Annotated in this window: 15 protein-coding genes; 7 read left to right on the top strand and 8 right to left on the bottom strand. The window is 51.8% G+C overall.

Features of this window, described 5'->3' with window-relative positions; translation table 11 throughout:
- Positions 1 to 58 precede the first annotated feature (58 nt).
- Both ACPXV9_RS05000 and ACPXV9_RS04995 read left to right on the top strand, forming a co-directional pair.
- Positions 59 to 1,201: a patatin-like phospholipase family protein gene (locus ACPXV9_RS05000; RefSeq protein WP_423895132.1), complete on the top strand. Its 1,143-nt coding sequence runs from the start codon at positions 59 to 61 to the stop codon at positions 1,199 to 1,201.
- A 141-nt stretch (positions 1,202 to 1,342) separates the two neighbouring features.
- A complete protein-coding gene (locus tag ACPXV9_RS04995) occupies positions 1,343 to 2,932 on the top strand; it encodes a wax ester/triacylglycerol synthase family O-acyltransferase (protein ID WP_423895130.1) in 1,590 nt (529 codons plus the stop codon).
- Between the two features lie 103 nt (positions 2,933 to 3,035).
- On the opposite strand, the gene arsB is transcribed toward ACPXV9_RS04995, so the two are convergent.
- The gene (gene arsB, locus ACPXV9_RS04990; protein WP_423895128.1) at positions 3,036 to 4,064 is read right to left on the bottom strand and encodes an ACR3 family arsenite efflux transporter; all 1,029 of its coding nucleotides are present in this window, start codon (positions 4,062 to 4,064) and stop codon (positions 3,036 to 3,038) included.
- Between the two features lie 245 nt (positions 4,065 to 4,309).
- Between arsB and ACPXV9_RS04985 the strand changes: the two genes are divergently transcribed.
- Positions 4,310 to 5,332 (top strand): quinone-dependent dihydroorotate dehydrogenase, encoded by a 1,023-nt coding sequence (locus ACPXV9_RS04985; protein WP_423895127.1) that lies wholly within the window; start codon positions 4,310 to 4,312, stop codon positions 5,330 to 5,332.
- Between the two features lie 172 nt (positions 5,333 to 5,504).
- On the opposite strand, the gene rmf is transcribed toward ACPXV9_RS04985, so the two are convergent.
- On the bottom strand, positions 5,505 to 5,708 hold the full coding sequence (rmf, locus tag ACPXV9_RS04980) for a ribosome modulation factor (protein WP_423895125.1): 204 nt from the start codon (positions 5,706 to 5,708) through the stop codon (positions 5,505 to 5,507).
- A 344-nt stretch (positions 5,709 to 6,052) separates the two neighbouring features.
- On the opposite strand from rmf, the gene rlmKL reads away from it, so the two are divergent.
- Positions 6,053 to 8,215, top strand: a complete 2,163-nt coding sequence (gene rlmKL / locus ACPXV9_RS04975; protein ID WP_423895699.1) for a bifunctional 23S rRNA (guanine(2069)-N(7))-methyltransferase RlmK/23S rRNA (guanine(2445)-N(2))-methyltransferase RlmL — start codon at positions 6,053 to 6,055, stop codon at positions 8,213 to 8,215.
- A gap of 202 nt (positions 8,216 to 8,417) precedes the next feature.
- On the opposite strand, the gene thpR is transcribed toward rlmKL, so the two are convergent.
- The gene (gene thpR / locus ACPXV9_RS04970; protein WP_423895123.1) at positions 8,418 to 9,017 is read right to left on the bottom strand and encodes an RNA 2',3'-cyclic phosphodiesterase; all 600 of its coding nucleotides are present in this window, start codon (positions 9,015 to 9,017) and stop codon (positions 8,418 to 8,420) included.
- Entirely contained in the window at positions 9,014 to 9,277 is a 264-nt protein-coding gene (locus tag ACPXV9_RS04965) for a GIY-YIG nuclease family protein (RefSeq protein WP_423895121.1), read from the bottom strand. Before ACPXV9_RS04965 ends, thpR begins: the two co-directional genes overlap by 4 nt.
- Positions 9,278 to 9,366: 89 nt before the next feature.
- Between ACPXV9_RS04965 and ACPXV9_RS04960 the strand changes: the two genes are divergently transcribed.
- Genes ACPXV9_RS04960 through ACPXV9_RS04950 form a run of 3 tightly spaced genes read left to right on the top strand, consistent with a single transcriptional unit; the run spans position 9,367 to position 11,288 of the window.
- On the top strand, positions 9,367 to 10,161 hold the full coding sequence (locus ACPXV9_RS04960; protein ID WP_423895119.1) for a methyltransferase domain-containing protein: 795 nt from the start codon (positions 9,367 to 9,369) through the stop codon (positions 10,159 to 10,161).
- 31 nt (positions 10,162 to 10,192) lie between these two features.
- A complete protein-coding gene (locus tag ACPXV9_RS04955; protein ID WP_423895117.1) occupies positions 10,193 to 11,011 on the top strand; it encodes a VOC family protein in 819 nt (272 codons plus the stop codon).
- 1 nt (position 11,012) lies between these two features.
- Positions 11,013 to 11,288, top strand: a complete 276-nt coding sequence (locus ACPXV9_RS04950) for a GNAT family N-acetyltransferase (RefSeq protein ID WP_423895116.1) — start codon at positions 11,013 to 11,015, stop codon at positions 11,286 to 11,288.
- On the opposite strand, the gene ACPXV9_RS04945 is transcribed toward ACPXV9_RS04950, so the two are convergent.
- From ACPXV9_RS04945 to ACPXV9_RS04930, 4 genes are all read right to left on the bottom strand, one after another.
- Positions 11,289 to 11,771 carry a hypothetical protein gene (locus ACPXV9_RS04945; protein ID WP_423895114.1) on the bottom strand — a complete coding sequence of 161 codons (483 nt, stop codon included), beginning with the start codon at positions 11,769 to 11,771 and terminating at the stop codon, positions 11,289 to 11,291.
- A 72-nt stretch (positions 11,772 to 11,843) separates the two neighbouring features.
- Positions 11,844 to 12,785, bottom strand: a complete 942-nt coding sequence (locus tag ACPXV9_RS04940) for a DMT family transporter (protein ID WP_423895112.1) — start codon at positions 12,783 to 12,785, stop codon at positions 11,844 to 11,846.
- A gap of 166 nt (positions 12,786 to 12,951) precedes the next feature.
- Positions 12,952 to 13,371: a hypothetical protein gene (locus ACPXV9_RS04935; RefSeq protein ID WP_423895110.1), complete on the bottom strand. Its 420-nt coding sequence runs from the start codon at positions 13,369 to 13,371 to the stop codon at positions 12,952 to 12,954.
- Between the two features lie 42 nt (positions 13,372 to 13,413).
- Positions 13,414 to 13,827, bottom strand: coding sequence for a globin family protein (locus ACPXV9_RS04930; RefSeq protein ID WP_423895109.1), 414 nt, complete (start codon positions 13,825 to 13,827; stop codon positions 13,414 to 13,416).
- Between the last annotated feature and the right edge of the window lie 62 nt (positions 13,828 to 13,889).

The raw sequence follows: 13,889 nt of genomic DNA, 5'->3' as shown, positions 1-13,889 counted from the left end.
TGCCGTTATCAATACCCGTGATGCAGACGTTGATGCAAACGCAGCAACTGATTCGGCTATGGCCAACAACGCTTTGATTCTATCCGGTGGTGGCGCCCGGGCCGCCTACCAAGTCGGAGTACTGACCGCGCTCAATGAGCTTTTGCCCAAATCCACCCACAATCCCTTTCCAATTATCTGTGGTACCTCGGCCGGGGCCCTCAATGCTCTGGCTCTTGCGACCCATTCGGGACATTTTTACGAGGCGGTGGAGGATCTCAACAAGCTCTGGAAGGATCTCAACACCAGCCATGTTTTCAGAACCGATGTCGCTTCATTATTGGCAGGGGCCGGGCGTCTGTTTCTATCCCTGTTCAATCAGGGGGTTGCCCGCAAGAAATCCATCGCGCTGCTCGATAACAGTCCTTTGCGGGAGTTTCTGGCCGAGCACATTGATTTCAAACGATTGCAGACGGGCATTGATGCCGGTGACCTCAAAGGCGTCAGTATTTCTGCCATGAATTACACCTCAGGTGAGTCGATCAGTTTTTTTCAGGGTAATGACTCCATCAATGAGTGGGACCGCCATCGTCGCCGGGGTGTAAAAGCGCAGTTGTCGCTGGACCATCTGATGGCTTCTTCGGCCATTCCCGGTATTTTCCCCGCTGGCAAAATTGGCGAGCATTACTATGGCGATGGCGCATTGCGTCAGGTAGCACCTATCAGTCCGGCGTTGCATATGGGGGCTGATAAGGTGTTTGTGATCGGTGTCAGTAACAACCGCAATCCGGTGCAGTGGAATAAGCGGTTGGTATCAGCCCGTCACTCACCCTCTATTGCTCAGGTGTTCGGGCATCTCTTCAGTAGTGCCTTTATCGACAGTCTCGAAGGCGATATTGAGCATCTGGAGCGGATCAATGAATTGCTGGCGCGCATTCCGGAAGACCAACGAGAGTACAACGGTCGCTTACTGAAGCCGGTAGAAACCCTGATTATTTCACCTTCCAAACCGGTGGACAGGATTGCCGGTCGCTGTGTGCGCTATATGCCAAAAACCATTCGTGTGTTTATGCGCTCAACCGGTGGCAGTGCCAGTGGCGGAGGCTCTTCTACCAGCAGTTATTTGCTGTTTGAAAAACCCTTTATCGATAAATTGTTTGATCTTGGGTATCAGGACACCATGTGGGAAAAAGATCGGGTACAAGAATTTTTTCGTGTCTGAATCAAATTTTGGCGCATTAAGATTTGTTAAGATCTACCCCTGGGAGGTATAATGGCGGCTATGTACACACAACAATAATCACAACAGTATGGTCAGACCGGGGAAGGTCATTTATAACAACAGATAGAGAGCAAAATTATCATGAAGCAATTATCCGGGATGGATAACCTGTTCCTTAATCAGGAAAAGCGCAACCAGTATATGCACGTTGCCGCCATGGGGATCTACGATCCTTCCACCGCGCCGGGCGGTAAAGTTCGATTCAAACAAGTGCTGGATTTCTTTACCAGTCGGTTGCACAAATCCAAAGTTTTCAGCCGTCGTTTGGTTAAGCCGCCTTTTTATATGGATCGTCCTTACTGGATTGAAGGTGGGAAAATCGATATCGAGTACCACGTGCGCCACATTGGTCTGCCCCATCCGGGGGATTGGCGCCAGCTGATGATTCAGATTGCCCGAATTCACTCGCGTCCGCTGGATATGACCAAGCCCCTTTGGGAGGCCTACATCATTGAGCGTCTGGATAATATTCCCGGTATTGCCCCGGGCAGTTTTGCCCTGTACATCAAGTTTCACCACGCGGCCATTGACGGGCAGATGGGGGCTGAACTGATTGAAGCCATTCACTCTCTGCAGGCAGAATTTGAATCCGCCGGCATGGAAGGTCACACCATCATCACCGACCGTGAGCCCAATTTTCTGGAGCTGGCAACCCGCGCCGTGGGCCATCGCGCCGATCAACTGGTAACGGCATCCAAACTGGCGGTCAACATCAGTAGAAAGGCCGTGGACTTGGGTAAAGAATATGGTCCAAAAGTTCTGGAAGCAGGGGAACAATATCTTTCCCGTTCGCTGGGTGCCCAGGAGAAAAGCACGACCGAATCTGAGCATGCCAAAAATGGCATTCCCAAAACCCGTTTTAATCAGCGGGTATCGCCACACCGGGTGGTGGATGCAACCGGTGTCTCCCTCGACGCCTGTCAGGAAATCCGTCAGAACGTTGAGGCGGTAACCATCAACGATATCTTCCTGACGGTTGCCGGTGGTGCCATGCGCCGCTATCTGGATGCCAAAGGTGAGCTGCCTGAGGCCAGCATGTCAGCAATGATGCCTATCAGTACCCGTACCGGTAAAGGTCAGGATGTGGGTAATCAAATTGGTCTGGCTATCACCTCTCTGGCTACCGACGTTGAAAATCCGATTCAACGCCTGATGCGTGTGGGTGCCAAGTCCAAAGCCACCAAAAAGGTCAGCAGTTCTGTGGGTGCCGAGTTACCCTCGCAGTTGCTGAACGTATTGCCCGGCGCACTGGTGGAAAAGGCCCTGTTCTACACCATTGGTCACACCAGTAACGTCACTGTTTCCAATGTGCGTGGACCCAATGTGCCTCTGTATCTGGCGGGCGCCAAAATGCAGATGTTTATGCCGGTTTCTGTGGCATTCGACGGTTCGGGATTGAATGTTACCGGTTTCAGCTACGATGGTACCCTGTGGATTACGGTCACCTGTTGTCGAGCCATGATGCCGGATCCGGCATTTTTCAGCACCTGCATCAATGAAGAGTTTGATGCGCTGCTGGCTGCGGCCCGAGAACATGGTCAGCAGGTCAAAGGCAAGTCGCCTACTGGTCGAGCCAAGAAAGCGGCAGCCAAAAAGCCTGCGGCTAAAAAACCAGCGGCGAAGAAACAGCCTGCCAAGAGTAAAGCGAGTGTTACGGCTATCAGCAGCTAATGGCAGAGAGTGGGTCTGATCAAAAGGCCTGATCTGATAAAAAGCCCCGTCATTGATGCAATGGCGGGGCTTTTTTATTTGGGCAGGGTGTCACGGCTAGCAATCATCGATTATCTTCCGGAAACCAGTGCCGTGTCTTGTTGGCAAAACGAACCAGACTGAGCATCACCGGCACTTCCACCAGTACGCCGACAACCGTCGCCAGAGCGGCGCCGGAGTGAAGTCCGAATAGAGAGATTGCCACAGCGACAGCCAGTTCAAAGAAGTTGGATGTGCCAATCATGCTGGCAGGCGCGGCAATATTGTGGGGCAGTTTCATGGCCTTGGCCGCGCCATAGGTAATTGCAAATATGCCATAGGTTTGGATCAGCAAGGGAATGGCGATCAAAACGATGGTCTGCGGTTGAGCGATGATGGTTTGAGCCTGAAAGCCAAACAAAAGAATCACGGTTCCCAGCAATCCCACCACCGACCAGGGTTTGGCACTGTCAAGAAACGACTGGAGACGAACTTCACTGTGATTGTTCTGCAGGTAGTGGCGAGTTATCGCGCCTGCTATCAAAGGCAAAAGCACATAAAGCACCACGGACCACAACAGGGTTTCCCACGGCACCTGAATGTCGCTGATGCCCAGCAGGAAACCGGCAATGGGGGCAAAGGCAAACACCATGATGATGTCGTTGACCGACACCTGCACCAGGGTGTAATTGGGATCGCCTTTGGTGAGCTGGCTCCAGACAAACACCATGGCAGTGCAGGGGGCTACGCCTAGCAGAATCATGCCGGCAATGTATTCGTTGGCGGTTTGTGGATCGACTAATGGGGCAAACAAAACTTTAAAAAATAGCCACCCCATAAAGGCCATACTGAAGGGTTTAACCAGCCAGTTGATCACCAGTGTCAGGATCAATCCCTTGGGTTTTCTTCCCACGTCTTTAATGGAAGAAAAGTCGATTTGAACCATCATCGGGTAAATCATTACCCAGATAAGCACTGCCACCACCAGATTGACGTGAGCAAATTCCAGTGAGGCGATGGTTTCGAACAGGCCGGGGAAAACATTGCCCAGAACCACTCCGACAACAATGCAGAGGGTGACCCATACCGACAGGTAGCGTTCAAATAGTCCCATGTAGAGATACTCCTAATATAAGATTTATATAATATATGAAAATACGTATATTATAAATGTCCACAAAGAAATTATTGATTAAGAAGCGTAAGCCGTCAGTGTGATGGGCGTCGATCTATGTGAGTGAGCCGTGAAAATGGGGAAGGATTGAACCTATGGCGCTATCTGGACTCCTATTCAGTCGACTCAAGAATACCTTTACAGTATCCTTGCCCCGATTTTCTGCTCATGAAAAGGCCACGCCCATGTACAAATTGATTCGTAAAGCCCTGTTCTGTCTGGACCCTGAAACCGCTCACGAACTGACCATCGATATGATGGGGGCGGCTGGCCGACTTGGGCTGGTAGGGCCGTTTGCCAAAAATATTCCGAATAACCCGGTTGAGGTGATGGGACTCACGTTTCCCAATCCGGTCGGATTAGCCGCGGGTCTTGATAAGAACGGTGACTGCTTTAATGCGCTGGGCCAATTGGGTTTTGGCCATGTGGAAATCGGCACCATCACACCTCGACCCCAGCCCGGCAACCCCAAGCCACGGCTGTTCCGCTTGCCAGAGCACGAGGGCATCATTAACCGGATGGGCTTCAACAATAAGGGTGTTGAGCATCTGGTTGAGCGGGTTAAAAAACGCAATTTTAATGGCGTTCTGGGCATTAATATCGGAAAGAACTTCGATACTCCGGTGGAGCGTGCCGACGAAGACTACGCGATTTGCATGGACGCAGTTTATCCCTATGCCGATTACATTGCGGTGAACGTCTCTTCTCCGAATACGCCGGGGTTGAGAGACCTGCAGTTTGGCGACAGCTTGAAAAATCTGCTGGGCACCATCAAGGCCAAGCAAACCGAGCTGCATGAGAAAACCGGACGCTATGTTCCGGTTGCCGTAAAAATTGCGCCGGATATGGACGCCGAGGGTGCCGCAGAATTTTGCACAATCCTGCTGGAATCCGGTCTCGATGGTGTGATTGCCACCAACACCACCATTTCACGGGAAGAGGTGGCAGGCCATCCGCTGGCGGGAGAGGCCGGCGGCCTCAGTGGTGCTCCGGTGAAAGATCGCTCCACCACCATGATCAAGCTGCTCGCTGAAAATCTGCAGGGCAAGCTGCCCATCATTGGTGTGGGGGGTATCTGTTCTGGTGCCGATGCACTGGAAAAAATTGACGCAGGAGCCAGCCTGGTGCAGATCTACAGCGGCTTTATCTATCACGGCCCGGATTTGATTGTGGATATGGCCAGGAGCCTTCAGCATATTAACGGATAGACTTCAGCACATTAATGGGTAGCTATCTTGAGTGAGGCTATTAAAGCCAGTGTTAAAGCCCTGATACAAAACTCAGGCAATAAAAAGGGGGCTGGACGCCCCCTAAATCGGCTGATGACCGATCATCGATGTATTCAGTTGATTAAAATTAACCGGGAAAAATTCTGTTCTACTAAAAGTTGGTCATCTTTTGCGCTTGAGCGGCCCGGTTAAAGCCATTCCAATGGTCTTCCCGGCCTTCTCGCCAGCCATTGATCCAGTTCTGTCGGATGGTTGCATTTTCGTGTGGGCAAAGATTTCTTGAACGACCTTCAATACCTACTTGATAACCTTTGCTGAAAGCGCGTTCGATTTGATTGCGTTTTTGCCGTTTCATCAGATAGAGCACCTCTTTGGTTGCTGTAATTATAGCTGTACAAGTTGTATGGGTAGCTATTAGGTGAAAGTGTGGTTTTGGTCAGGGTGTTACTGGATAGTTCCTTGTTTTAATTGCCGAAAATATGGGTTTTTTATTTTTGCTTTTTGGGCAGTTGTCTAAGCTTCTGAGACTTGGGTAAAGCCTGCAGTGGAAGCTCAGTAGAGCAAAAACCGGAACGGTTTGTGAACGAATTATTAAGCATATAAGACAGTGATGTTATATGTGCAGGGTATAATCGAGGACAATTTACTTGGATAATACCCTCCAACTATTTGATTAACTTGAGGTTATCTGTGAAAGAGATGCAGTTTTTCGCCACCTGCCCCAAAGGCATGGAAGGTTTGCTCAAAACGGAGATGGAGCAGCTGGGATTTGCCGAGGTTCGAGAAACCGTTGCTGGCGTCTATTTCACCACAGATCAGCGTGGCGCCTATCGTGCCTGCCTCTGGTCGCGTCTTGCCAATAAGGTATTTCTGCCTTTGGGCAGTTTCCCGGTCGACTCGGCAGACGCACTCTATGAGGCCGCTCGAAGTATCGATTGGGATGATCACCTCAGCCCCACGGGCACTTTGCTGGTGGATTTTACTGGCACCAGTGGCGCTATTCGCAATACCCAATTCGGTGCTGTGCGGGTTAAGGATGCGGTGGTCGACTTTATGCGCGACAGCTGGGGGCAGCGCCCCAGTGTGGCCAAGCGCAACCCGGATTTACGGATCAATGCCCGACTCAGTCGCGGTAAGGTGGTCATCAGCATTGACCTCAGTGGCGACAGCTTGCATCGCCGAGGGTACCGTACCCGACAGGGTGCGGCACCCTTAAAAGAAAATCTGGCCGCGGCCATACTGCTGCGTGCCGGCTGGCCTCACATTGCAGAGCAGGGCGGTGCCCTGATCGACCCCATGTGCGGTTCGGGAACCATTTTGGTCGAAGCGGCGATGATGGCTACTGATTGCGCTCCGGGGGTGGACCGCGCCGAGTTCGGCTTTGAGCGCTGGCTTAATCACCGCAACGATATCTGGTTGGAGCTGCGTGATGAGGCCCTGCAGCGTTACCGCGATGGCCTAACGCGCGACATTCCCGAGATCCGTGGATACGATCAGGATCCACGAGTGATTCAGGCGGCGCAATCGAATATTACCCAGTCGGGTTTTGATGATCTGGTGCGGGTTACCTGTAAGCCACTGAAGGCCTTTGTTAAGCCAACCCATAAGGTGCTCAAGCCGGGCTTGATGATCACCAATCCGCCCTACGGTGAGCGCCTTGGTGAGGTGGAAGAATTGAAATCCCTCTACCGGCTGTTGGGTGACAAGTGCCGCGAGGAGCTGGAGGGATGGCAGGCGGCTGTGTTTACCGGCAATCCGGAGCTTGGCAAGCATATGGGGCTGCGTGCCCGTAAAAAGTACAAGTTGTTTAATGGCCCCTTGCCCAGTGAACTGTTATTGATTGATGTCCGCAGTGAGCAGTTTGTGGATGCGCCACCACCAGAGCCCAAGCAGCAGCCCAAGCTCTCAGAAGGTGGTCAGATGCTGGCCAATCGTCTGCGCAAGAATCGCAAACAGTTGGCGAAATGGGTCAAGCGCGAAGACATTCATTGCTACCGTCTCTACGATGCCGATATGCCTGAGTATGCCGCGGCCATCGACCTCTATGGTGATCCGGCCGATGGCGGTTATGTCCATGTACAGGAATACGCGGCCCCCAAAAGCATTGATGAAGATAAAGCGGCCAGACGCTTTGACGAAATCGTTGCAGCCGTACCCGAGGCCCTGGAGGTGGACGAAGAGCGGATCAGTTTTAAACAGCGTCGCCGCAACCGTGGGCGTGATCAGTATGAGCGTCAGGCCGAGCAGAAATATCCGCTGGTAGCGGTCAAAGAAGGGCCGGCCACCTTAATGGTGAATTTGTGGGAATACCTGGATACGGGATTGTTTCTCGACCATCGTCCGGTGCGCAAAATGATTGGCTCGATGGTGCGCGGTAAACGCTTTCTCAATCTGTTCTGTTACACCGCTACAGCGACCGTGCATGCGGCTCTTGGTGGCGCTGCCAGCAGTGTCAGTGTGGATATGTCCAAGACTTACCTGCGCTGGGCGGAAAAGAATTTTCAGGCCAATAATATTGCCACCACCCAGCACCGTCTGGTTCAGAGTGATTGCCTGACGTGGCTCAAAGAGTGTCGTGAAGGTTTTGATGTGATCATGCTCGACCCGCCCAGCTTTTCCAATTCCAAGCGAATGGAAGGGGTGTTGGACGTTCAGCGCGATCACGTCGCCATGATCAAGCGTTGCATGGATTTGCTGCTGCCCGGAGGCACTCTGGTGTTTTCCAATAATCTGCGCAGTTTCAAGCTGGATGAGACCGCCTTGGCCGATTATCAAATTGAAGACATTACCCACAAGACACTGGATCCGGATTTTCAGCGTAACAAACGGATTCATCAGTGTTGGTTGATTCGTCATCCCTAAGTTTATTTTATGCCGTATGGCCACCGGAGATAGGGGTTGTAGACACGCCGTAAACCCATCCATGGGGGCTCCTTACAGACATCCTTGTCTGTAAGGGTCTAAAACCCCTATCCCCGGCACCCATACTCGATTGTGCCAGGTTCAAGTTTGCACAATGCCAGGTGGCGCCCTGTAGCCGACTCGTGCAAGTAATCAGAACTGATCAAAGTCTCGATTTTAAACAATAGTGCTTTATCTCGTTATAAATGCTTCCCGTTGAGGTTACTGTACTTTGATAGAGCACGACTTTATTGCAGGGCATGCAAATACCGGACTTTTCCATTGTTTCCAATAGCGTATTTTCGTCCGGTAGGGCTTTTCCTTTGGCCCTGATCAGCGTGATATGGGGACGATATGCTTTGCTGCCCATTAACCTACTTAACCCCGCTTTCTGAATGGCATAAGTAGTAGCTGAATAAAGCTTCTTCAGCTCAGGTGTCGTTTCACATGTGGCAGCCAGTATCGGAGATTTTGCATCGGGGAAATGACAGAGCTGGTTTAGCTCCAGATCAAACGCCTGCTGTGTTGTCACATGTTGCTGCAAATTCAGATGCAATGTTTGCCGTTGTTGGTGGGTTAAGTCGCCAAGAAAATGCAGGGTAAGGTGCCGGTTCTCAGCCGGTATCTGCCGCTCTTTTATGGGGGGAGGGATGTCATGCTTCTGGCACAATTGTTGGCGCAGGTTTAGCCATTGATCGAGTGCCTGATGGACCTTGCCGCAGACAGGAATGCCGATAAACGATCGATAGACTTGTGGCTTCACAGGGAATAAACCTGATGCCAGTCTTGATCGCGTTGTTCTGCCACAAGTAATAATTTTTCAGATCGCTTCAATTGCTTGATGGCGGCTTCGCGCTTGCTGGCAGAAGAGCGATCGTGGTTGGTCTCGACATAGAGTAATTGCGAAGGACTGCGGCCCCGAAAGAATTTGGCTCCGGTTTTACCTTCAGTATGAGCCTTCCAGCGCTTGGGCAGATTATTGGTGATGCCGGTATAGAGTCTGTGGTCACTGCTCTCGATCATATAAACCACCCAGTCACCGGAGTTCGTGCTTGTATTCGATGTTGAACTTGAAATAATAACCACCTGTACCACTGGTTTGGATGTCCTCTATGAGCTGGCCTGCTGATCGCAATTTTGATGACCTGGCTCACCGCTTTAAACGCAATGTCTATGATGGTTTGAAAGGCGAAGTGCGTCTAGAGGTTTTGACCCGGGATCTGAGTGAATTTATGCCGGGACTGTATCCGGAACACCTGGACTTCAAACCTTTGAGAATTCTCGATGCCGGTGGTGGCCAGGGGCAGTTTTCTTTGTCGCTGGCACAACAGGGCCATTATCTGACCCTGTGCGATATTTCAGAAAATATGTTGGCGCTGGCCAGAGACAACGCCTGCGAGCTGGGGCTTGAGGATCAAATCAATTTTCACCTCGGTTCGATTCAGTCACTGGCGTGCGAAAATTCAGCCGGCTACGATCTGGTTCTGTGTCATGCGGTATTGGAGTGGGTATCCGATCCCAAAGTGTTGCTGGATGCGCTGGTCAGTATGATGTCGCCGGACGGGATTTTGTCCCTGACCTTTTACAATGTGAATGGCACCTTGCTGAAAAACCTGCTGCGCGGTAATTTCCAGAAAGTTCTCGATAATGATTTTCGGGGTTATCGCGGCAGTCTGACACCCACATATCCCCGTGAACCTGAACGGGTATTGCAGTGGCTGCTGGATCGCCATCAGACAGTTTTGTGTCGCAGTGGTATCCGCTGCTTTCACGATTATATTCTGGATCCAGAGGTCCTAGTCAGTGAGCCCGAACAGCAATTGGCGCTGGAGTTGGCTCTTTCGCGTGAAGAACCCTGGCGGTCACTGGGGCGCTACATCCATGTATTGAGCCGCGGCTCAGAATAGAACAATGGCAGTATAAAAAAGGAATTCAGCAATGACAGTAACCGGCTTTGCCCGCATCCGCATCTGTTGTGAAGATCTGTTTCAGGCGATCAACGATTACACCCGCTTGTTAGGCGTTGCGCCTTACTGGAGTGGTCAGTACCGCTGGCTCGAGGATTCCGGCCGGTTATTGGATTACGGTGCCGTTGCCTGGTTTTATCTGGAAAACACCCGCATTGAACTCTACGACAGCTCCAGAGAAAATGCTGGCCAAGGCATCTCCGGCGTGGTGTTGGCGGTAGACGATTTATCGACCGTGAACAAAGCGGAAGATATGATTGCGACCCAGTGTCACTACAGCGACAGCAACAGTTCGTGCGTTGAAGATCGATTGCTGTGTGTGCCCACAGAACATGAAGCTTTTGAAGTGTCTCTGGTGGCAGGTGAGGGCCACGATGACGCTGCCCTGAAAACCGGTGATATTGCCCGGGTGGATCATCTGGTGCTCTACAGTCGCGATGGTGATGCCTGTATTGAACGCTTTGGCGAAACGGGCATGGGTTTACGCCTGGCGCTGGATAAAACCGTACCGGAGTGGGGCGGTCGGATGCTGTTTTTCCGTACCGGCAAGTTGACCCTCGAGGTGATTGTGCCCAATGAAAGCATGAGTCGACCGGATTTTTTCTGGGGCATTGCCTATCAGACCGGATTGCTTGATGGCTGTCTGAAGCGACTTGATGAGGCGGGTGTCGCCATGTCTGAAAGTCGTGAGGGGCGCAAGCCCGGAACCCGGGTGGCAACTGTGAAAAGCTGTGATCTGGGTGTGCCCACCTTGCTGATTGAGCCACAGGTTATGAGTACAGGTGATTAGCGTGGCTCAAGTGATTAGCGAGGCTGAAGTGATTCACGAGCAGCAGAACAATCGATTTGTGATTGCGGGCCCGACCGGAGAGGCGGAGCTGACCTACGAGTGGCTTGATCAGAAATCGATTAATTTTATTCGCACCTATGTGCCTTTGCGCATGCGCGGTCAGGGCCTGGCAGAACGGTTGGTAGAGGCTGGCCTGAACTGGGCCAGTCAATCCGGGCTGCAGCACAGCACCTGTTGCTGGTTTGTTGAACAGTATCAGGCCGACAGACAGTCCTGATCAGTTGGTTTTGAAGGCCTCCAGCAATTTTTTAATGCCGATATTCTGGGCCTCGCCGGGTTTCTGCTCTTTCATGCCTGTAACTCGCATATAGCCATCATCAATCCCGGCTTCACAGACCAGGATGGATTCGGATCCCATTGAAACCGAGGGATCTACTCGCAAAAACACCCGAAACTGTCCTTCGCCCAGATCCTGGGTTGAGCGGCCATCGATATAGAGTGCGTTGGGGTGCTCAAATGAACGTCTGGCTGAAGCCAGACACTGGGTCTCAGCCTGAGTAAAGGCGTATTCCGGATCGGTAACTCTGGATAATTCGCTGTGGCCGGAGGTGGCAGGCTTGGCCTGTTGATCGGATACCACGGTCACAGTGACCACCACCGCTGAAATCACAGCGGCAATCATCATGCAGATAACAAAGATCGGATTGTCACGCTTTCTCTTGCGGGATGTGTTGGGCTTGTTTGTTTTTTTGTTTGCCACGCAGGCTTACCTTAGTGATGCCGGGATAAGTTGTAAGCGGCAGTATAGCCGTTCAAGCTGCCGCTTTCGAAATCAATAATCTCTGGGGGCTGCGCTGTGGTCAATGGCGTGGATTTCGGCTGGGTGCTTTTTGTCCCCCAATTCTGAAATCAGCATTCCTGCCACAATCAAACCGGCTCCGAGCCAACCTTGCATTCCCAGAGTCTCACCGAGGAAGATGGCGGCAGTACCGTGAGCAAACAGGGGTTCCGTAGCGAAAATCAACGCCACCTGATGGGGTTGCAGGATCTTTTGTGAAGCGGTCTGTGCCCAATATGCCAGCGCACTGCCCAGAATGGCGGCCGTTAAAATGGCCGACAGCACCCATGGGTCTGACAGAGTGGCCAGTGGGGCCTGATAGAAATCATGGTTCAGCTCCAGACTGACTGAGGCCAGAGCACTGTAACCAGCGACGGCGAACATCTGTATCACACTGAGACGGATGGCCGGAAGCGCTCCAGCGAAGTGGCCGGTCATAACAATATGGGCCGCAAAGGCGACGGCGCAGATGAGCACCAGAACATCGCCATAGTTAAAGCTTAATTTATCGCCAATGGTCAAAAAGTAGAGACCCACGGTAGCGGCTACAACACCGCCCCAGGCACTCAGGGATACGTGGCTGCGAAACAGCAAAAAGCCCAGCAGGGGCACAAAGGGGACATTGAGCCCGGTGATAAAACCGGCATTGGAGACACTGGTGTAGTGCAGACCTTCGGTTTGGGTGGCAAAGCCGACAAACAGTAAAAAACCCAGTAGCAGGCCGGTAATAGTGGTTCTTTTTGTGTGTTGCGGTTGAGGCGCTTCGAGTTTTAACAGCGGTAGCAGGCACAGCCCCGCCAGAGCAAAACGCAAGGCATTAAAGGCGTGGGTGGGCACCTTCTCAATGGCGAGGTCCACCAGCGCAAATTCAGCGCCCCAGACAAACGAGACAAACAGCAACAGGGCAATGGCGGAGCGAGGAGATTTCAATACCATGGATTATCGGGCCTGCAATGTAAAAGAGATAGGATCAGGCGGCCAGTTTAGCCAATCCCTGGCTGGTCTTCGCTACCAATAAATGAATGTTTGGTTGTCAAACGATGAACGGGGTTTTGGCAGGGAAGCAACCGGCTGAGGTCCAGCCGGTTACAGTTCACGTCTGTTATCGCTCGGTATTGCGATCAGGCACTACGTCTGGTTGGGGTTCGGAGTAGTTAATGGTCAGGGCAAAGTCCTGCATTTTGTCCATATAGATCACAATGCCGCTGCGGCCGGACTCCGGATCGTTAATCACTTCATAGGGTTTGACCTGTTTGACTTCGGCGCTATCGGGGTGACCGACTACGATGATTTCTTCAATCACCGCTTCATTTTCTGAATCTTCTGGCAGGCTGAGTTCAACTTTTACCCATTGGTCATTTTCTGGCGTGACGGACACCACCTTGACACCGGAAATGCCCTGATGACCCGCTGTGGGTTTGATGGTTTGAGTTTTCAGAGGCTCGGCGGCCAGAGCCGAAACGGGAAGGGTGGCGGCCAGCATGAACGGCAGCAATGCACGGGATAGGTAGCGTAATTTCATGAGTTTGGTCTGTTTCCTTACTTGTGGTTTTAGAATTCTAAGTTATTGATAGGCGTGTTTTTTCATCACGGTTGCCATCAGCCGGAATACATCCACCCAGGCTTGACGCAATTCCGGATTCCAGGACGGCCCCAACCCGGTTTTAAGTGTAAACAGCAGAGCGTTGCCCACTGGAGTGTAATCTTCCGGTTTGACCCCATAGCCGACATGGCGTTCCGCCAATTGTTGCAGAACCACCACCAGTTTATCCAGATCATTTAGACCATTAACAGCAACTTTTAACGTGGTCATCAGTTTACGTCCCTGATCCTTGAGGTCGGATTTGAACAGGGGACGCAGGGCCGGATCGTATTCAAACAACTTGTTGTAGAAAATTTCTGCGGCCTGATCGGCGATGGGTTCAACCTGTTTGAAGCTTTCCTGTATCAGCTGAATCTGGCGGGGTGTGATGGTCATTAGTCGGCTCTCAATTGGCTCTCAATGGTGGTTTGGCTGTGGGTGGCTTACGCCTTGAATCG

This window comes from Candidatus Pelagadaptatus aseana, assembly GCF_040362265.1.
GTDB classification, from domain to species: Bacteria; Pseudomonadota; Gammaproteobacteria; order Pseudomonadales; family Cellvibrionaceae; genus Pelagadaptatus; species Pelagadaptatus aseana.
This window is presented reverse-complemented; position numbering and strand designations above follow the sequence as displayed.

Bases quoted from the DNA above. Each gene is read 5' to 3' on its own strand.
- ACPXV9_RS04960 (WP_423895119.1), top strand. From the start codon at position 9,367: ATGAGCTGGCCTGCTGATCGCAATTTTGATGACCTGGCTCACCGCTTT.
- ACPXV9_RS04985 (WP_423895127.1), top strand. From the start codon at position 4,310: ATGTACAAATTGATTCGTAAAGCCCTGTTCTGTCTGGACCCTGAAACC.
- ACPXV9_RS04940 (WP_423895112.1), bottom strand. From the start codon at position 12,785: ATGGTATTGAAATCTCCTCGCTCCGCCATTGCCCTGTTGCTGTTTGTC.
- ACPXV9_RS04935 (WP_423895110.1), bottom strand. From the start codon at position 13,371: ATGAAATTACGCTACCTATCCCGTGCATTGCTGCCGTTCATGCTGGCC.
- ACPXV9_RS04995 (WP_423895130.1), top strand. From the start codon at position 1,343: ATGAAGCAATTATCCGGGATGGATAACCTGTTCCTTAATCAGGAAAAG.
- ACPXV9_RS04965 (WP_423895121.1), bottom strand. From the start codon at position 9,277: ATGATCGAGAGCAGTGACCACAGACTCTATACCGGCATCACCAATAAT.
- rlmKL (WP_423895699.1), top strand. From the start codon at position 6,053: ATGCAGTTTTTCGCCACCTGCCCCAAAGGCATGGAAGGTTTGCTCAAA.
- ACPXV9_RS04955 (WP_423895117.1), top strand. From the start codon at position 10,193: ATGACAGTAACCGGCTTTGCCCGCATCCGCATCTGTTGTGAAGATCTG.
- ACPXV9_RS04930 (WP_423895109.1), bottom strand. From the start codon at position 13,827: ATGACCATCACACCCCGCCAGATTCAGCTGATACAGGAAAGCTTCAAA.
- arsB (WP_423895128.1), bottom strand. From the start codon at position 4,064: ATGGGACTATTTGAACGCTACCTGTCGGTATGGGTCACCCTCTGCATT.
- rmf (WP_423895125.1), bottom strand. From the start codon at position 5,708: ATGAAACGGCAAAAACGCAATCAAATCGAACGCGCTTTCAGCAAAGGT.
- ACPXV9_RS05000 (WP_423895132.1), top strand. From the start codon at position 59: ATGGCCAACAACGCTTTGATTCTATCCGGTGGTGGCGCCCGGGCCGCC.